The organism is Succinatimonas hippei YIT 12066 (assembly GCF_000188195.1).
GTDB classification, from domain to species: Bacteria; Pseudomonadota; Gammaproteobacteria; order Enterobacterales; family Succinivibrionaceae; genus Succinatimonas; species Succinatimonas hippei.
The window spans coordinates 30,445-49,129 of sequence record NZ_GL830944.1 but is presented as its reverse complement, the minus strand read 5'-3'; the positions used below and the strand labels follow the sequence as shown (position 1 = coordinate 49,129).

Here is an 18,685-nt window from a genome sequence, read left to right as displayed (position 1 = left end):
TAAAGATGATTTTACCTAGACTGTAAATTTAGGATTGAAAAAGTCTTAAGACGATTTTACCTAGACTGTAAATTTTGGGGTTAAGATGGTGCGAAAGGAGGGACTCGAACCCTCACGCCTTGCGGTACTAGCACCTGAAGCTAGCGCGTCTACCAATTTCGCCACTTTCGCATTAGAGAAGCATGACTGGCGATCCCGATGAGATTCGAACTCATGACCCTCGGCTTCGGAAACCGATACTCTATCCAACTGAGCTACGGGACCGTTCGATACATTCGGTAGTCAAGTGCGCACATTATATCAGGATATTTAGTTTTGTGAAGCTAAGTTTTCAAAAATCTTTTGTTAAAATGCTCACAATTAAATAGAACAACAAGGATACTCATTTTGCACGAATTATCTGTACGCTTTCGGGGGATCCGCGCCCTTTACGGTGAAGAAGGTTTTAAAAAATTACAAAATGCCCATGTCATGGTCATTGGATGCGGTGGGGTCGGTTCTTGGATTACGGAAGCTTTATGCCGTTCAGGAGTCGGAACCTTGACCTTGATAGATCCTGATACAGTGGAGATAGGAAACACTAACCGTCAATTGCATACAACAGATTTGACCATAAACCAGTATAAAGTCAGAGCATTAAAAAACAGACTAATTACTATTAATCCTGAGATTAAAATCCATACGCTTGAAATAACACTTACAAAAGAAAATATTCCGGAAATTTTAAAAGACTGTCCGCAATTTATCGCCGATGCCATTGACGATTTGCAAGCAAAAGCTTTTTTAGTTGACTATCTTTATAAAAAGAATAAAACTTTTATTGTCTCAGGCGGTGCAGGCGGACGAGTCGATCCCAGAAAATTAAAAATCGATGATATTGCAAACGCTCACGGAGATGCGTTAATCTCAAGACTTAGAACTGAATTAAGGCGACACTATAATTTTCCTAAAGGCGGAGAAAAAATGGGAATATTCTGCACATATTCATGTGAAGATCCCATTTATTCAGACAATGATGATGCTGACCTGCCTAAATTCGGTGCCGCAATGGCGGTAACTGCTTCTGCAGGGCTTTTGATGGCTTCTTGGCTTTTAAATAAAATAGTTAAACAGGCTTAAAAATGTTATACAACGATTTTGCCAAAACCAAAGAATATCTTAAAGCACAGCTTCCGGAATACCTGCGCAACAAAGGAATTAATATTAATGCTCCTTTTCATTGCTTAAACCCGAATCACCACGATATCCATCCCAGCATGAGCTATAACCACCAAAACCAAACCGTACATTGCTTTAGCTGCAATGCAACCTACGATATTTTCGGAATTATCGGCTTGGATTTTGGGCTCTCCGATTTTAAAGATCAATTCAACAAGGCCTGTGAACTATTCTTAAGTACCGGAGATAACGAGTTTATCGAAGCAAACGACGATTTTAGCGGACAAGAAAAACAAAATGATTTCAGACTTCAGGATAATAACAAAGAAGATCATCTTGATTTTGCTTCAGAGAAAAGCCCCGGACCGGTAAGCTTCGGTATTGCCGACAGTAATTTTCGTGACGATGGTGGCAAGGCAAATAATATTTCTTTTAATAACTTTTCCATCCTTAAAAAAGATGAAGAAGACCCTTTATTCCATAAATTTGATCCGCTAAACGAAGATTCTCAAAATCTTAATAATCTACCTCGCAGTCCTTTTCATCCGACCCAAGGAGCAGTTTTCGGCATAAGAAATGATTTTAACGATATAGGATCTGGAAGTAAAAATTCATTTAGTCAAAACGATAACCACTTTTCCGATTTTAGAGTGGAAATAAGACACAATTACAGCGAATATCTCAAACAATGCGCAAATAGGCGCTTACAAACCGACTATTTCAGGTTAAGAGGAATTTCAGAAACGGTAGCTGAGAAATTCCGTCTTGGCTTTGACAGCGACTTCACTGCAGGAATCGATCCTCGAACCGGAGATAAAATTGTTTGGCAAGCGGTAATCATTCCTTACAGCGAATCTGCCTATATGGCCAGAAATACTGATTCACGCAGTAAAGATCGCATAAGAAAACAGGGGTCTGCCGGAATTTTCAATCAAAATGCTCTGGATAAGCCAGGATTAATTTTTATTACCGAAGGCGAATTTGACGCTTTAAGCATCGAAACTTTAGGCTACAGTGCAGTAAGCTTAGGCGGAGTTTCAAATACCCGTAAACTTCTTGACTATATTCAAGAACATCCTGTCTATGAAAGAATGTTCTATATCGCACTTGATGACGACAAATCCGGCACAGAAGCAGCCGCCTCGCTGGCACAAGGTCTTGAATATCTGCATATTCCGTTTAAGCGGATTAATCTTGCTTTTCCGTATAAAGATCCGAATGAAGCACTATGTAAAGATAGAGAAACATTACTTACAAGACTTAACAATCTTGAAAGACTGTTATCTTTCTCTTTGCAAACCGTACCGCTGCAGCCTAAAACATACTCCCCTATATTATCTGCAGTTTCTTTGTACTCCCTGCAATTATCTCCATGTCTTTACTCTTTGTCAGGACGAAGCGTAATCTTAAAACGCCTTGTCGCTGAAATAATCAGTGCCAAAGTACAAACCGATATGCGCATCATTTATGTCGGGACCAAAGAACAATGGAATATGGTTTGTTCTTTGTTAAAACGCCGTGAGCATTATGATGACGGAGCGGTTTTTGCTCCATGGAACAGAGCCAAACTCCTTGAAATACAAAACACGGATAATCTGCCCCAAGCTATTGAAGAAGCTGTCGGCGCTTTATATCTTCAGGGAGAAAAAAACTTCTGTCCGATAATAGACTTAACCGGTTTAACTTCATCAGAACTAAGAAATTGCTTAATGAATCTTTCTTCACTAAGTGCAAAATTAAAAACACCGTTTATAAGTCTTTGCAATGAAAATGAAACACTTACAGCTGAGGCTTATGCACTGCAGAATATAGAAGTTTCAATGAATGATAAAAACGATCTTAGTTTCTTTACCTATGATCTTTTAGGACGAGATCAGAAATTCTCTATTTACTAATATGCGACTTAACGATGCTCAACAACAGGCCGTCACTTATATTGACGGGCCTTGTCTGGTTCTGGCCGGAGCGGGATCCGGAAAGACCAGAGTAATTACCGCCAAAATTGTTAACCTGATAACAGGTCATAAGCTTCCTGCAAAAACCGTCTGTGCCGTCACTTTCACTAATAAAGCAGCTGCAGAAATGCGAGAGCGTGTAGCTCAGGAGTTAGGACAGGACTGTGCAAAAGAGATTTGGATCTCTACCTTTCATTCCTTAGGTCTTGGCATCTTGCGCATTGAACATAATAAAGTCGGACTTAAGCGTAATTTCACTTTATTTGATGAGTCGGATCAATTTAAAATTGTGCGTGATCTTATTCGTGAAAAATATCCGTTAATGCTTGACGGTAAAGCAGAACGTGACTGCATTTTTGACGCTTTGCAGCAAATATCTTTATGGAAAGGAGAATTGAGAGCTCCTCAAGATATTACCCCAAAGACAACACTTTCTTCCCTTTATGAAGAATATCAGACTTACCTTAAAGCATGCAATGCCGCTGACTTTGATGATTTGATTTTTTTAACCACTAAACTTCTGAAAAGCGATCCGGAAACAGCCAGCAAATGGGAAAACTATTTTCGCTATGTTCTTGTCGATGAGTATCAAGATACCAACACTACTCAATATGAGCTGCTAAAAGTGTTGGTAAGCAAAAGACGCCGCTTCACCGTCGTAGGAGATGACGATCAGTCAATCTATTCATGGCGCGGAGCACGTCCTGAAAACATCAATATATTAGCGCATGATTTTCCTGATCTTAAAGTTATTAAACTTGAACAAAACTATCGTTCATCAGGAAGGATCCTGCATTGTGCAAACAAAATCATTGAAAACAACGAACACCTATTTAAAAAATCATTATTTTCAAACCTGGATGAAGGCAAAAAAATCGCCGTCATTGAAGTACAGGATGAAAACGCCGAAAGTGAGCGCGTCGCTTCCGAAATATTAAAGCACCGCTATTTATATCGTAAACCGTGGCGTGATTATGCCGTACTCTATCGCAGCAATACTCAATCACGCAGTATTGAAAAAGCGTTCCGCTCCGCCAGAATTCCGTGCGTTATAACCGGGGGAAACAGCTTTTTTGACATGATGGAAGTAAAAGATATCCTTGCCTGGTGCCGCTTACTGTCAAATGAAGGAGATAATGCTGCGTTACTTAGAATTATCAATATTCCCCGCCGCGGTATAGGAGCTGAAACTTTAAGTACTATAGCTTCTGTTGCCTCTGAGTATTCTGTAAATCTATACACCGCTTTACGTTCAAAGCAGCTTTACGCAAAACTTTCATCCGGTCAAAATAAATCTATTACTTCCTTTTTAGAGCTGTATAACAGTCTAAAAAATCTGCTGAAAGCTCATCAGGATTTACAGCTTGCACAAAAACTTATTGATATTATCGGCTACGAAGGCTATCTGAGAGGTACCGGAGCTAACGATAAAAGCGTAGAAGTCAAAATCAAAAATGTCCGTACTCTTATGAGTTGGATTGAAGATTTAGTAAAAGGGCGCCGCGGAGAGCCTCCTTTATTATTCTCACAAGCCGTAGATAAGCTTGGGCTTCGCGAAATGATGGATAAAAATGAAGACGGATCTGAAAATGACGCTGTCCAGCTTATGACTTTACATTCAGCCAAAGGTCTTGAATTTCCGTACGTATTTTTAATCGGCATGGAAGAAGGGATTCTGCCGCACCGCAACAGTCTTGATATGCCAAACGGCATTGAAGAAGAAAGACGTCTTGCTTACGTCGGTGTTACCCGCGCTAAAGTAGAACTTACCATTACCTATTGTCGCGAAAGAAAAAAGGGGCGTGAAGCAACTGCAAATGAACCTAGCCGTTTTATAGCCGAAATGCCGCAAGAAGATCTTGCCCGCGAATTCTTAGGTGCCCCTAAAAAAATTGATAAAGAAGAAAGCGCCATGATGCTTGATAGAGGTCTTGATATGTTAAAAGGTTTACTGTAACGAAACTACCCGTAAACATTACGTATACGTTAAAAATTTTGATTCAAATAATAAATATTGGAAATTCTAGATGGTTTACGAGGTTAGGTAAATTTATTAGGCAAATTAACCAAAACGGAAAACTTATATGTTTTTATCCGTATTTAAAGATAAATTTGAAAACTATACAGAAAAATAATTTTTTCAGAAGGCATATCCTAATTAAGATCTAAAAACCTCTCATTGAAGTGAGAGGTTTTTCTTTATTTATTTCTTTACAAAATATTAGTTATTGCCTACGGCAATTTCCTTCATGTCTGACATGTAGGCACGAAGCTTGCGTCCAACGATTTCAATCGGATGATTTCTGATCTTGTCATTGATACGTATAAGCTCAATGTTATCGACGGCATTATCCCCCTCAAGACCTTTGCCCATAACATCCAGATTAATCTTGGACATAAAGTCCTTTAAAAGAGGAATTGCAGCATTGGCAAAGAGGTAATCACCATACTCGGCGGTATCGGAAATAACCACATTCATCTCATAAAGACGACGGCGAGCAATCAAGTTGGCAATCAAAGGAAGCTCATGTAATGACTCGTAGTAAGCAGACTCAGGGTAAATGCCTGAATGAGTCATGGTTTCAAAGGACAACTCAATACCTGCCTTGACGAAAGCAACCAATAAAATGCACTTATCAAAGTATTCCTGCTCGGTGATCTTGGTGTCACACTGCGGAGCATTTTCAAAGCCGCACTTTGCAAAATTCTCACGCCAGGTCAAAAGTTTGACGTCACCGTTAGCCCAGTCTTCCATCAAGACGCGAGAGAACTCTCCGCTCTCAATATCATCCATGTGCTTTAAGTACAAATCTTTTAAGATGCACTTAAGTTCATCAGCAAGCTCACAAGCACGGATCTTTGCAGGATTTGACAAACGATCCATCATATTGGTGATGCCGCCTTGCTTTAAAGCCTCACAAACGGTTTCCCAACCGTACTGAATCAGTTTGCAGGCATAAGCTTTGTCCATACCGAGCTCAACCATACGGTCAAAGCAGAGAATTGATGCAGCCTGCAAAACACCGCACAAAATGGTCTGCTCACCCATAAGATCAGACTTAACTTCAGCAACGAAAGATGAACGCAAAACACCTGCGCGATCACCGCCTGTTGCGCTGGCCCAAGCTTTGGCAATTGCCCAACCTTCGCCGTTAGGATCGTTTTCAGGATGAACAGCAATCAAGGTCGGGACGCCGAAACCGCGGCGATACTCTTCACGTACTTCAGTACCGGGAGCTTTAGGTGCCATCATGACAACGGTAATGTCTTTACGGATCTGCTGTCCTACTTCAACGATATTAAAGCCATGGGAATAACCTAAAGCTGCACCCGGCTTCATAAGCGGCATAACAGACTCAACAACATTAGAGTGCTGTTTATCGGGGGTCAAGTTGATAACCAAATCGGCAGTCGGAATTAATTCTTCATAAGTTCCGACCTTAAAACCGTTTTCGGTAGCGCGCTTAAAAGAAGCACGCTTTTCAGCGATTGCTGCAGGACGGAGTGCATAGCTTACATCAAGGCCTGAATCACGCATATTGAGTCCCTGGTTTAAGCCCTGAGCACCGCAGCCGATAATTACGCACTTTTTGCCTTTAAGGAAATTGCAGCCGTCTGCAAATTCGCTTCTGTCCATTAATTCGCAGCAGCCGAGCTGTGCAAGTTTCTGTCTTAAATTTAAAGTATTAAAGTAATTTGCCATTTTCAATCTTCCACGATTTCTATATCTTTTAAAGGAATTCTTTTTGGCCGTTATCACAGCGTGAAAACATAATAACAGATATTTTAGAAAATGACACACAAAATGTTGTATATTGCAAAATATGCAACACACTTCTAATTTTTTGTATAAAAAACCATGATTGATTTAAAAGATGCAGCTTTTTTCCTGCGCTTGTGCGAAACGGAAAACGTTACGCGTGCCGCAGCCTTATCTTCAGTAAGCCCTTCGACACTAAGCCGCACTGTATCAAAGCTTGAAGAAGACTTAGGAACCACCTTATGCGTCAGGGACCAAAAAGGGATCTCCATTACTAAAGCCGGCAAGCGTTTTGCAGACTATGCAAGAAAGGCTATTGCCGACTTCAAAGCCCTAGAGGCAGAATTGAAACAGGAAAGCTCAACAATAGGCGGAAGCATCAAAATTTATTGCTCAGTTACTGCAAGCTATATTTTTATTCCGCGTCTTTTAAGCGAACTCAGGCTTTCTTATCCTAAACTTGAGCTGCGTCTTGAAACCGGCGATGCTGCCGAAGCTTTGGATCATTTACAAGATCCTGATACCGATTTCGTGATTTCCGCTCTTCCCGACAACATCCCGGATAACGTAAATTACGTACATCTAGTATCTTTTCCTCTGGTGTTAATCACCCCTAAAACTCCGGCCTACCGACCGCTTGATCTTAATAACGAAAACCCGAATTTAAGTAAAGTACCTTTTATTATGCCTGAAAAAGGACAGCTTAAAACCGAGGTCGACAGGTTCTTTAAAAAACAAAAAATTAAACCCATTACTTATGCGGAAATTGCAGGACATGAATCAATTGTAAGCATGACTGCTTTAGGCTTCGGGGTTTCTATTGTTCCTAAACTCGTACTTGACCTGTCACCGTTTAAAAATGACGTTAACATTTTAAAAACTTTACCCGACACCGGATTTAACGTGGCACTATGTTATTTAAAAGAAAAAGAACATAATCGCACTATAAGTGCGGTAAAAGAGCTTGCTCTGAAATTGTCTCCGACTTTCGCCCCTGATTTAACCAGCAGAAAGGTAGGTGAAAATTAAAGTCAAATACCAAAAGGCGCTTAACAGAATCAATTCACTCCTTTGATTCTCTTAGGTCAAGTGAGTAAGATATATTCTATAAGTGTCTTAAATCAGGTTGAAATATATGAGTACTACGACGGTTAAAACTGCCACTCCAGCTCTTGATAAAATCATGCTTATCATAGATTTTATCGCCCATAACGGTCCGCAGACGTTCAGTACCATCTACCAAAGTCTGGCTTTACCCAAAAGCTCGACCTCGACACTTTTAAACAGCATGCTTGCGCATAAGTTGCTGCGGCAGGATCATGATAAATTCGATCTTGGCCTTAGGCTTTATGAAATCGGCAGTTATGCCTTTGCCCATTTTGATATAAAGGAATTTGCCCTGCCGGTTCTAAAGAAGCTTAGAGATGATACGGATCTGACATGTCATCTTGGTATCCTTGAAGGAACCAATCCTGTCTACTTACTTAAAATAGAAAGTTCTTATCCCGTAATCATCAACAGTTGGATCGGAAAAAGACTCTCATTTAACAGTTCTGCTTTAGGAAAAATATTCTTATCTTTTTCTCCCGAGCAAAAAACCCGGGAACTGCTTGCCCTGCAGCAGCCTTTACCTAAATTTACTCCGAATACCATAACCGACGATAAGCTTTTGTTTGAACAGATAAAAGAAATAAAAGACCGCGGTTATGCCATAGACGATGAAGAAGATGCCAAAGGGATATTTTGTCTTGCTGCCCCGATATTAAATCGCAAAGGTGAATTGCTTGCAGCAATCAGCATGTCAGGCGTATTAGCGCAGTATGACAAAATGCCTATGGAAAAATTTGTCGAACGTCTTAAAGAAGCAGCCGCAGCTATTAGTCTTAAAGCATCAGACTAAAACCCAACACACAAATCAAATTCTGATTTAAAGCGTGATCGTCACGTAACTTTTTTTATCTTTTATTTGACTATTTCAATATATAGAATTATTGTTCCATATATTGAAATAAAATCTTACATAAGGGGAGTTACTATGGAACGCGCTTTTGAAGGCATCATTCCACCGATTTCTTCTTTCTTTACTCCTGATTTTAAAATCGATAAAGAAAGCTATAAAAAGCAAATCGACTTTTTAATTGAGAACGGAGTAAACGGCATATTCTTTTTGGGCACGGGCGGGGAGTTTTCACAAATGTCCGCCGCGGAAAGAAAGGAAGTTGCCGAATTTGTCGTGCCGTACGTCAACAAACGCGTAAAAGTACTTATCGGTGTCGGATCAACCAACATGCGTGAAGCTGTCGACCTTGCAGTTCATGCCAAAGAATACGGTGCCGACGGAGTAGTTGCAATTAACCCTTATTATTGGAAAGTAAGTCGCGAAAAGCTTTTAAACTATTTTTCACAAATAGCAAAAAATATCGCCCCTCTGCCGCTTATCTTATACAACTTCCCGGGACTTACCGGGCAAGATCTTGATCCTGAATTCGTTAAAGAAGTCGTAGTTAATAACCAAAACGTCGTCGGCATTAAAGAAACCATCGACAGCATCGGACATATCACATCCATGATTAATACTGTCTGTGCAGTTAAACCCGACTTTGCCGTCTTCAACGGTTTTGACAATCACTTCCTTACCAATCTTATGGCAGGCGGTGCCGGCATGATTTCGGCAAGCGGCAACTTTGCCCCTTATTACTCAGTTGCTACTTATAAATATTTTAAAGAAGGCGATATTGCAAATGCCTGTAAAACTTTCGCCACATTGATGAAAATGCCCGATCTGTACGCACTGGACAATCCTTTTGTCAATGTCGTCAAGGAGGCAACCAAACTCTGTGCTTTAAAAGACATCAGCACCGTAGTGCTGCCGCCGTCTTTACCTTTGCCGGAGGAAAAGAAGGAACTTTTAAAAGAAAAACTCTTAAACATCGGACTTATCAAATAAATTCTGCTTTTAAACATTAACTCCGGAATTAAAGAAACTTCCTTTCATCGGGGAGTTTCTTTTTTTTCAAAAATTGCCTTTAAATAATATGCACAATACATAAAAGAAAGGCATAATTGTCCCCCGACGAAATTCGGAGAAATAAATGCAGCAAAGACTTCTAATCTTAAGCGTATGCTTAATCCAATTTTTTTGTCCCTTTATGGGAAACTCGCTTAATATCGCCGTTCCCGCGCTCTCCTCTGAATATGCAACATCTCCTGAAAACATCACATGGGTAATGAACGTTTACATGATTGCGACGGCATCTTTTTTACTGCCGGCAACCGCTCTTGCCAATTTTTTCGGTTATCGAAATCTTTATTTTTCAGGCTGTCTTTTAGCTTCAGCTGCAACTCTTGCTGTCCCTTTAAGCCCGACTTTCAGCATTCTGTTATTTGCTCGAGTCATGCAAGGAATTTGTCTTTCGATGGTATTTTGCAGCTCAATGGCGCTGCTTGTTGACAAAATCGACAAAGAAAAACGCGCAACTGCTATTGGTTTTGCAGTCGGAGCCGTTTACGCCGGGCTTTCATTATCTCCGCTCATTGCAGGAGTGATTGCAGATTCTTTAGGCTGGCGATCAATTTTCTTCGTCACGGTTATAGGCTTATTTACCGCAGGCATACTGGTTAGAAAGGTTTTAAAAGATCTGCCTAACTCCCGTCATTTCAATTTACCTAAAATGAGCTTGTGTTTTTTAGGCATAGCTTTAATTTTACTGTCTTTTTCCATTGCGTCTTATCATATCCCCGCCTTAATTCTTGTCATTTGCGGAATTGCTTTTTTAAGTGCTTATCTCGTCTTTGAAAGCAGATCAAGACATCCGGTATTCCCGATTGGTCTTGTGATAGGAAATAAGACTTTAACATTAGCATTAGGAGCTTCTGCCTTTAACTATATGTCAAATTTCAGCATCAGCCTGCTGCTTGCTCTTCATATGCAATTTATCCTTGGTTTTTCCGCATCGCATACCGGAGTGTTCCTGGTGATTCAGCCTGCCATAATGATGGTTCTGTCATCTTGTGCCGGCAAAATCGCCAAATATATGAACGCGCATACCTCAGGAAGTATCGGAATGATACTCATTTTCTCGGCACTAGTGCTCCTGCACTTCCTTCATCCTGAAAGCTCTCTTTACCATATGATAATTTGCCAAATTATCGCTGGTATTGGTTTCGGCTTATTCTCTGCCCCTAACACAACCATAGTCATGAGCTCGGTAAAGCGAGAGCAGCTTGCTTTAGCTTCCGCGCTGCAGGCTATTACAAGAACCGTAGGGATGGCCTGCTGCATGGCAATTCTTACCACAATACTAAACAGCTATATTGACACTCCTCATGGAACTAAACTCTATACTCATGAACTAAGCAATGCAATTTCGTTTTCTTTCATGATTTCAGCATTAATTGCTATCATCGGCTGCGCTTTCTGTTTTGCCGGATTAATTTACATCAAAAAGAAAAATAATGTTGTAATATGACTATATTTTAAAGGCCTAAATATCACGCTTCTTTCTTAATAAAACGATAAAAAACATATAAATAAAAAGGATAGTATGCCTAACATCACTTATATTCCGCTTCATGTGCATTCAGACTACTCGATTATGGACGGTCTTGAAAGCGTCGGCGCTATAGTAAAGCGTGCCGCTGCGCTTAAAATCCCCGCTCTTGCCATCACCGATATATCCAACATCTGCGGTTTCATCAAATTTTATACCGCCTGCAAAAGTGCCGGAATCAAGCCCATCATGGGAGCTGATATTGAAGTCGAAGAAGAAGTAAAACCTGGAGAAAAGGCCACATCCTTTAAATTAACGCTCCTTGCCATGGATCGGGTAGGTCAGCAAAACCTTTATGATATTTTGTCAGACGCATGGCTGCGATCAGATGCCGGAGCTTTTAACGCAAAAACATCGCTTGCCGACTTAAAAAAATACAGTGAAGGCATCATAATTCTTGACGGATTTCGCGGTGATATCGCCGCCATGGCGCAAAGAAAAGATTCCAAAGCTATAAGAGCCAGACTTAAATTCTATTTAGAAAACTTTAACGATCGTTTCTGCTTTGAAATAACTCGCACTAACCGTATCGGAGAAAGCGAATTTGAAAACTTTGCTTTAAATTTATGCGTTGAGTACAACATTGCTCCTGTAGCCACCAACGATACCGTTTTTCTTTTCGGTGAAGACAACGTCGGAAAAGACGGATTTTCCGATTATCAGATCCATGACGTCCGCGTCTCGATTCAGGCAGGCTGTCAACGCGGCAATAAAGAAATGGCACGCAAATACTCAAAAGAACAGTATTTAAAAACACCCGAGCAAATGGAAGCGTTGTTTGCCGATATTCCTGAAGCTTTACAGAACACGAGAAACATTGCCGAGCGCTGCAACATTGAAATTGAGCTCGACCACCCCCGCCTGCCACGTTACCCGACAGGTGATTTATCCCCGGCCGAATATTTAAGGAAAAAGGCGGCTGAAGGCCTTGAAGAGCGCCTTGAATTTCTTTATCCGGATGAAAAAGAAAGGAATGAAAAGCGTCAGACTTATGTTGATCGCTTAAATACCGAGCTTGACGTTATCATCAATATGGACTTCCCAGGATACTTCCTCATCGTTATGGAATTTATCCAATGGTCTAAAGAGCACGGCGTACCGGTTGGGCCAGGTCGCGGCTCTGGCGGCGGATCGCTTGTTGCCTACTCGCTTAAAATCACCGATTTTGATCCTTTACGCTTTGACTTACTCTTTGAGCGATTCCTAAACCCAGAGCGTATCTCCATGCCAGACTTTGACGTCGACTTCTGCCAGAGAAACCGTGAAAAAACCCTTGAACACGTAAAAAATCGCTACGGCAATAACGCAGTATCCCAAATCGCCACTTTCGGTACCATGGCACCAAAAGCCGCCATTAAAGATGCCGGACGCGCCTTGGGCATGGGCTACGGCGCCGTTGATTTTGTGGCAAAACAGCTGCCGACGCAGCCCGGACTTACCTTTAAAGCCGCGATGGGCATCGGTAAAGACGGCAAACCCTGCGATCCTTTAGCCCCTGATTTTGTAAATCTTTACCAAAAAGCATTGCAGGATGACGATAGGCAACGCGTTGAGCTTATCCATATTGCCCTGCGCCTTGAAGGCGTTATCCGTAATATCGGCAAACACGCAGCAGGCGTAGTTATTTCCCCTACCCGAACTGCAGAATTCTCGCCTTTAATGCTTGATTCTGACGGTAACTCAATTACTCAATTTGACAAAAAAGACGTTGAGCATGCGGGTCTTGTAAAATTCGACTTCTTGGGGCTTACCACGCTTACCATTATTGACGATGCTCTTACTATGATTAATGCTCGCAAAGCAAAACATCATGAGCCTCCCGTAAATATACACGCCGTACCGTATGAAGATCCTGAATCATTTGCGGTACTGCAGCAGTGCGAAACCACAGCTGTCTTCCAGCTTGAATCTGCCGGTATGCGCAAACTTATAGGACAAATGCAGCCTGACCGTTTCGACGACTTAATCGCTCTTGTAGCGCTATATCGCCCAGGACCTATCAAAAGCGGCATGGTCGATCACTTCGTGCAGCGTAAACATGGCAAGGAAGAAGTTGCTTATCCTTCCCCTGACTTTCAGGATCTTGACCTAAAACCAATCCTTGACTCAACTTACGGAGTTATCGTTTATCAAGAGCAAGTAATGCAAATTGCACAGGTTCTTGCCGGATACTCATTAGGCGGTGCTGATATTCTGCGCCGTGCTATGGGTAAGAAGAATCCTGCCGAAATGGCCGGCCAGCGCAGCGTTTTTAAAGAAGGCGCTGGCAAAAAAGGCAAAGACACCGATATCGCGATGAAGATTTTCGATCAGGTGGAAAAGTTTGCCGAATACGGTTTTAACAAGTCCCATTCAGCAGCTTACGCACTAGTCGCTTGGTGGACATTATGGCTAAAAACTCACTATCCGGCCGAATTCCTTGCCGCTATGATGACTGCTGACCGTCAGAGAGTCGAAAAACTGGTGTCATATATTGCAGAGTGCAATCGCTTAAAAATCAAAGTTAACCCGCCTGATGTAACCGAGGGCCTATTTAACTTTACGGTAAATGACGCCGGAGAAATTATTTACGGTATCGGTGCAGTCAAAGGCATCGGTGAAGATGTTGTAGAGGATATCATTAAAGAAAGGGCTCAAAAACCGTTTAAGGACTTCTTTGACTTTGTTAAGCGCGTCGGTCCCAAGCACTTAAACCGCAGAACCTTTGAAGCCTTGGTTGCAAGCGGTGCCCTTGATAAATTAGGGCCATCCCGTGCGCAAATGATGGCTTCTATTCCAACCGCCATGAAATATGCCGTACAGGAGAGTTCCGATGCTGCATCTGGCCAGCTTGATCTCTTTGCAGCAATAAGTGAAACTACAGCGCCTACTTTTGTTGCATGCCGCCCTTGGTCGGAAAAATATCGCCTTTATCTGGAAAAGAACGTATTAGGCCTTTATCTTTCAGGACATCCTATAAATATTTATATTGATGAGTTAACACGCAACTATCGCAGCACGATAAGCACACTGCGTCCCGGCACCGCCCAACGACCTAACCCCGTTACCTTCTACGGCATCGTGATTTCAAGCACCGAGCGTACATCTAAAAATGACGGCAGCAAATTCTATATTCTGATCTTGGATGACGGAACCTCTCAGCTTGAATTTTCACTGTACGGATCCGTGGCTGAGCAATACGGGGCGATTTTATATGAAAGAGCCAAGCTGCAAAAACAAAAAGCAATGCAGGAAACCGATCCGTCCAAAACCATCCCGTCACCTTTGGTTTTAATCGTAAGCGGCATGCTGTCGCTTACAGAGGACAATATCACGCGCCTTAGAGTTAGGGAAATCAAAACTCTTGAAAGCATCAGGCGTAAAAACGCCAAAAACTTAACCTTGCGCTTAAGTGAAGATCAACTTTCCAAGAATTTTAATGAATTAAGCTCGGCGCTACTTAATAACGTAATTGCCGTACAAAATAACAGCATGATGAATACTGCCCAGCGCTATCCAATAGGCCAAACAGAAAGCGATGAATGTAAAGGTTGTTCCTTTAACTTAATGCTCGGAAACACTCTGCTGCGCTTTACCAATAGCGTCAACCGTTACGATCCTAGTGACGATCTTCTGGATTCACTCAGAGAAATTGCGGGAAACAATGCAGTAAGCATCAGTTACTGATTTAGCGTTTGTATTAAATTTTGCTATAAATGCAAATAAGGCCGCTGAGGCAAAATTTCATGAAACATAGAGAAATTCGTAGTCTTAGGAACTCCCGCTCTATAGAGAGCCGGGAGGAGAAATTTTTGACTGCTTAAAGACCTATCTGCCTGACAGTAGCTGCAATGTGAGAGATATCCGACAATATTTTCACTTCAAAGATTGTTTTAATTTGCTGTTTTCAGTTAATTTTGATTATGCGTTCTGTCTGTACGTTATTAAGCTTCTTTAAAGTAATTCCTTCAATCGTAAAAAACTCAATCTTGTCAAAAACTCTAGCAGTTAACGAAAAAAAAGCTTTTTCAAAGGTGCTTGGAAAAAGTGAGGCAATGTTATAAGAATGAACGCAAAGAGTGGGATTATCAGGAGCAGTTCCGCAATTTTGCTCAGGATCGATGCATAATTTAGATAATCCCACCAAACCAAGACCCGAATCTTTTAACAATGATTCCCTAACCGTCCACAACAATGTAAAAAACTCTCTTTGATCCTTTTCAGAAAGCTTGAAAATATAGTTTTTTTCAGGATCGGTTAAAACCTTTTTACATAATCCCTGAAAATTTTTACGATCTTTAACGCATTCGATATCAAACCCCATTTCGGTGCTGCCGAAGGCTGCTCCGATATAATTTCCCGAGTGCGAGAAATTAAAAAATAAAGAAAGGTCCGGATCAAAATAAGGCTTACCGTGAGAACCGAAAGACAGCGAGGGAACTTCATCCAAAGCATAAAACGACTTTAAAGCAAGCCGCAGCAACACGCGGCTTGCTAAAAAAGTCATTTTCTTTTTAGATTGAAAATCTCGAGCAACATCATGATCGCTTTGAGGTAAGGAATCGACTGACGCAAGAAGACTGTCTAAAGTAGAAATGATTACTTGCACTTTACGTCTATTCCTTGTTTTCTTTGCCTACATTAGCAAAAATAGCGGCATCGTCCGTAGTCTCTTTTTTTAAAGAGAGATTTTGATTTTCATGAGATTCCATATCTTTTTCTGCTGTTAATTTCTTTTTCCGCTTAAAAAACTTCACGAAGACGGCAAACATAACGACATAAAGAATAATGGAGAAAACTACGGCAAAAATCGAATTATGCTGAATAAACAAATCAGTCTCAAGCCCGAGGCTAATAAGAATATCGGTACTTTTTACCAAAAAAGCGATTCCTGCAGCAAAAAGCGCATCACCGATTAACATGCTTACAATGCCAAGACGCATATGCCGGGGAATAAAGCAGGTGATAATGCCTAAAACAAAAAGGCAGGCGCCTGAATAGAAAAAGAAGCTTTCGGCTGCTAATATCATAAAAAACATGCCTTTTTTTGCTATGATAACTTTTATAAGTATAGCATTTAAAACAGTTAATTAGGACAAATCGATGTTAGTCTGGAATGCCGATCCGATTGCTTTTTCCATAGGTCCCGTTGTGATCCGTTACTACGGATTATTTTTTGCATCGGGCTTTATTATCGGTTATTTCATCATGCAGTTTCTGTTCAAAAGAGCAGGGTATAAGACTGAAGATTTAGATAAGCTTTTAACTTTTCTTTTCATCGGCACGATAATCGGTGCACGTTTAGGTCACTGCCTTATTTATGAGCCGCAGTTTTACTTATCCCATCCTCTTGAGATTTTAAAAATCTGGCACGGCGGTCTTGCAAGTCACGGCGGAACTTTGGGAGTTCTTTTAGCCATATACCTTTTTACCAAGAGTTGCAATTACCGTTTTTTAACCATCGCCGACATGCTGTGCATTCCCGTTGCCCTCGTCAGCACTTTCATTCGACTCGGCAACTTCATGAACTCGGAAATTTTAGGCAAGTACACCGACAGCCCCTTAGGCATCGTATTTGCCCGCATCGGTGACACTATGCCGCGCTATCCTGCACAGCTTTTTGAAGCTTTTGCCTACTTTATAATCTTTATAATTCTGACTCTTGCATATTTTTATGTTAAAAAGCGCGGACCGGGTTTCATCCTCGGGTTTTTATTCATATTAATATTCTCTGCCCGCTTTATCATAGAGCCATTTAAAGTTGAGCAAGCGGATTACACCACCGGAATCGCCCTAAATGTCGGGCAGCTTCTAAGTATTCCGTTTATTATTTTAGGAATAATCCTTATTATCTATTCACGACACAAGCGTCTAAATTAAGAAGGTAACAACATGTCCCTTGAAATCGTTATTCTTTCAGCAGGCAAAGGCAAACGCATGCATTCCGACTTGCCTAAAGTTTTACATAAAGTTGCCGGCAAAAGCATGCTTAGGCATGTAATCGACACCTCTTTAACTTTAGATCCGCTTAAAATCCATGTTGTAGTAGGACATGGCGGAGAAATTGTAAGACAGTCTCTGACCTCCTTACCGAAAGAGATTTTCTCAAAAATAAACATAGTCGAGCAAAAAGAGCAATTAGGTACCGGGCATGCCGTTAATACCGCCATGCCTTATGTGCAAAAAGATTCAATGGTCATCGTTCTTTACGGAGATACGCCGCTTACGCCAACAAACGATCTCAAAGCTTTGCTTAACGCTTGTCCGAAAAACGGCATGAGTCTTCTTACCGCTATCGCCGATAATCCTTTCGGATACGGACGCATCATAAGAAACAGCGACGGGCAAATTGAAAAAATCGTTGAAGAAAAAGACGCAAATGCTCAAGAAAAACTCATAAATGAAGTAAATACCGGCATGATGGCAGCCCCTGCCGCTGTTTTTAATGAGTATTTGCCAAAACTTAATAACGAGAATACCCAAGGTGAATATTATCTTACCGATTTAGTCGCACTCCTTCGCCGTGACAGTAAAGAGGTAAATCCGGTAAAAGCTCCTGACTTTTCAGTATTATGCGGCGTTAACAATAAGATCCAGCTTAGCTTTATCGAAAGACTCTATCAGGAACGAGCAGCAAAATCCCTGCTTGAAGAGGGCGTCACTCTTGCCGACCCGAAACGTTTTGACTTACGCGGCACTTTAATTCACGGCAAAGACGTTTTCATCGACATAAATGTCATTATTGAAGGCAGCGTAACCCTGGGAAACAACGTCAGCATCGGTGCAGGCTGCGTGTTAAAAGACGTATCAATCGGCGATAACAGTATTATTTCCCCTTATACCGTAATAGAAAAATCAGAGCTCAAGCGTCACACAACCATAGGACCTTTTGCAAGACTGCGCCCGGGCAACGTACTTGAAGACGAAGTACACGTCGGCAATTTCGTAGAGGTAAAAAATTCTCATATAGGTTTTGGAACTAAAGCAGGTCATTTAAGCTATTTAGGTGACAGCGACATCGGGACCGACGTCAATATCGGTGCCGGAACAATCACCTGCAATTATGACGGAGCCAACAAGCACCGTACCACCATTGAGGATGATGTGTTCGTCGGATCCGACACCCAGCTTGTAGCACCGGTTACCGTGCGCAAAGGAGCCACAATCGGCGCCGGAACCACCGTAACTAAGGAAGTTCCCGAAAAAGCTTTGGTCATTACGCGCGTAAGACCTATTTACTTTAAAAATTACCAGCGTCCTGTCAAAAACAAGAAATAATACAA

The 18,685-nt window shown here is 41.4% G+C and carries 13 protein-coding genes and 2 tRNA genes; 10 read left to right on the top strand and 5 right to left on the bottom strand.

Translation table 11 applies throughout. From position 1 onward, the window contains the following. Positions 1 to 86: 86 nt before the first annotated feature. Together HMPREF9444_RS00610 and HMPREF9444_RS00605 are read right to left on the bottom strand one after the other, a co-directional pair. Positions 87 to 171 (bottom strand) — tRNA-Leu (locus HMPREF9444_RS00610). A gap of 16 nt (positions 172 to 187) precedes the next feature. Continuing rightward, positions 188 to 264 (bottom strand) — tRNA-Arg (locus HMPREF9444_RS00605). A 123-nt stretch (positions 265 to 387) separates the two neighbouring features. Between HMPREF9444_RS00605 and HMPREF9444_RS00600 the strand changes: the two genes are divergently transcribed. From HMPREF9444_RS00600 to HMPREF9444_RS00590, 3 genes are read left to right on the top strand one after another with little or no spacing between them, the layout of a single operon-like run. Next, positions 388 to 1,119, top strand: a complete 732-nt coding sequence (locus tag HMPREF9444_RS00600) for a tRNA threonylcarbamoyladenosine dehydratase (protein WP_009142357.1) — start codon at positions 388 to 390, stop codon at positions 1,117 to 1,119. Positions 1,120 to 1,121: 2 nt separating this feature from the next. Next, on the top strand, positions 1,122 to 3,053 hold the full coding sequence (locus tag HMPREF9444_RS10390; RefSeq protein WP_009142356.1) for a toprim domain-containing protein: 1,932 nt from the start codon (positions 1,122 to 1,124) through the stop codon (positions 3,051 to 3,053). 1 nt (position 3,054) lies between these two features. After that, entirely contained in the window at positions 3,055 to 5,070 is a 2,016-nt protein-coding gene (locus HMPREF9444_RS00590) for a UvrD-helicase domain-containing protein (protein WP_009142355.1), read from the top strand. A gap of 264 nt (positions 5,071 to 5,334) precedes the next feature. On the opposite strand, the gene ilvC is transcribed toward HMPREF9444_RS00590, so the two are convergent. Continuing rightward, positions 5,335 to 6,816, bottom strand: a complete 1,482-nt coding sequence (gene ilvC, locus HMPREF9444_RS00585; protein ID WP_009142354.1) for a ketol-acid reductoisomerase — start codon at positions 6,814 to 6,816, stop codon at positions 5,335 to 5,337. Between the two features lie 156 nt (positions 6,817 to 6,972). On the opposite strand from ilvC, the gene ilvY reads away from it, so the two are divergent. From ilvY to dnaE, 5 genes are all read left to right on the top strand, one after another. Further along, entirely contained in the window at positions 6,973 to 7,902 is a 930-nt protein-coding gene (ilvY, locus tag HMPREF9444_RS00580) for an HTH-type transcriptional activator IlvY (protein ID WP_009142353.1), read from the top strand. A 106-nt stretch (positions 7,903 to 8,008) separates the two neighbouring features. Further along, positions 8,009 to 8,773 (top strand): IclR family transcriptional regulator, encoded by a 765-nt coding sequence (locus HMPREF9444_RS00575; protein WP_009142352.1) that lies wholly within the window; start codon positions 8,009 to 8,011, stop codon positions 8,771 to 8,773. 135 nt (positions 8,774 to 8,908) lie between these two features. Further along, positions 8,909 to 9,820 carry a dihydrodipicolinate synthase family protein gene (locus HMPREF9444_RS00570; protein ID WP_009142351.1) on the top strand — a complete coding sequence of 304 codons (912 nt, stop codon included), beginning with the start codon at positions 8,909 to 8,911 and terminating at the stop codon, positions 9,818 to 9,820. Positions 9,821 to 9,965: 145 nt separating this feature from the next. Continuing rightward, on the top strand, positions 9,966 to 11,342 hold the full coding sequence (locus HMPREF9444_RS00565) for an MFS transporter (RefSeq protein ID WP_040908993.1): 1,377 nt from the start codon (positions 9,966 to 9,968) through the stop codon (positions 11,340 to 11,342). Between the two features lie 75 nt (positions 11,343 to 11,417). After that, positions 11,418 to 15,089 carry a DNA polymerase III subunit alpha gene (gene dnaE, locus HMPREF9444_RS00560; protein WP_040908992.1) on the top strand — a complete coding sequence of 1,224 codons (3,672 nt, stop codon included), beginning with the start codon at positions 11,418 to 11,420 and terminating at the stop codon, positions 15,087 to 15,089. A gap of 220 nt (positions 15,090 to 15,309) precedes the next feature. Here the strand turns inward: dnaE and HMPREF9444_RS10385 are convergent, their stop codons facing one another. Beyond that, entirely contained in the window at positions 15,310 to 16,011 is a 702-nt protein-coding gene (locus tag HMPREF9444_RS10385; protein WP_009142348.1) for a 4'-phosphopantetheinyl transferase family protein, read from the bottom strand. A 7-nt stretch (positions 16,012 to 16,018) separates the two neighbouring features. Next, a complete protein-coding gene (locus tag HMPREF9444_RS00550) occupies positions 16,019 to 16,432 on the bottom strand; it encodes a hypothetical protein (protein ID WP_040908991.1) in 414 nt (137 codons plus the stop codon). A gap of 73 nt (positions 16,433 to 16,505) precedes the next feature. Here HMPREF9444_RS00550 and lgt point away from each other — a divergent pair, with 73 nt between their 5' ends. Beyond that, complete coding sequence (lgt, locus tag HMPREF9444_RS00545; protein ID WP_009142346.1) at positions 16,506 to 17,282, top strand: prolipoprotein diacylglyceryl transferase; 777 nt, start codon at positions 16,506 to 16,508, stop codon at positions 17,280 to 17,282. A gap of 12 nt (positions 17,283 to 17,294) precedes the next feature. Continuing rightward, complete coding sequence (gene glmU / locus HMPREF9444_RS00540) at positions 17,295 to 18,680, top strand: bifunctional UDP-N-acetylglucosamine diphosphorylase/glucosamine-1-phosphate N-acetyltransferase GlmU (protein WP_009142345.1); 1,386 nt, start codon at positions 17,295 to 17,297, stop codon at positions 18,678 to 18,680. Positions 18,681 to 18,685 lie beyond the last annotated feature (5 nt).

Bases quoted from the DNA above. Each gene is read 5' to 3' on its own strand.
- HMPREF9444_RS00565 (WP_040908993.1), top strand. From the start codon at position 9,966: ATGCAGCAAAGACTTCTAATCTTAAGCGTATGCTTAATCCAATTTTTT.
- dnaE (WP_040908992.1), top strand. From the start codon at position 11,418: ATGCCTAACATCACTTATATTCCGCTTCATGTGCATTCAGACTACTCG.
- lgt (WP_009142346.1), top strand. From the start codon at position 16,506: ATGTTAGTCTGGAATGCCGATCCGATTGCTTTTTCCATAGGTCCCGTT.
- HMPREF9444_RS00570 (WP_009142351.1), top strand. From the start codon at position 8,909: ATGGAACGCGCTTTTGAAGGCATCATTCCACCGATTTCTTCTTTCTTT.
- HMPREF9444_RS00590 (WP_009142355.1), top strand. From the start codon at position 3,055: ATGCGACTTAACGATGCTCAACAACAGGCCGTCACTTATATTGACGGG.
- HMPREF9444_RS00575 (WP_009142352.1), top strand. From the start codon at position 8,009: ATGAGTACTACGACGGTTAAAACTGCCACTCCAGCTCTTGATAAAATC.
- ilvY (WP_009142353.1), top strand. From the start codon at position 6,973: ATGATTGATTTAAAAGATGCAGCTTTTTTCCTGCGCTTGTGCGAAACG.
- glmU (WP_009142345.1), top strand. From the start codon at position 17,295: ATGTCCCTTGAAATCGTTATTCTTTCAGCAGGCAAAGGCAAACGCATG.
- HMPREF9444_RS00550 (WP_040908991.1), bottom strand. From the start codon at position 16,432: ATGATATTAGCAGCCGAAAGCTTCTTTTTCTATTCAGGCGCCTGCCTT.
- ilvC (WP_009142354.1), bottom strand. From the start codon at position 6,816: ATGGCAAATTACTTTAATACTTTAAATTTAAGACAGAAACTTGCACAG.
- HMPREF9444_RS10390 (WP_009142356.1), top strand. From the start codon at position 1,122: ATGTTATACAACGATTTTGCCAAAACCAAAGAATATCTTAAAGCACAG.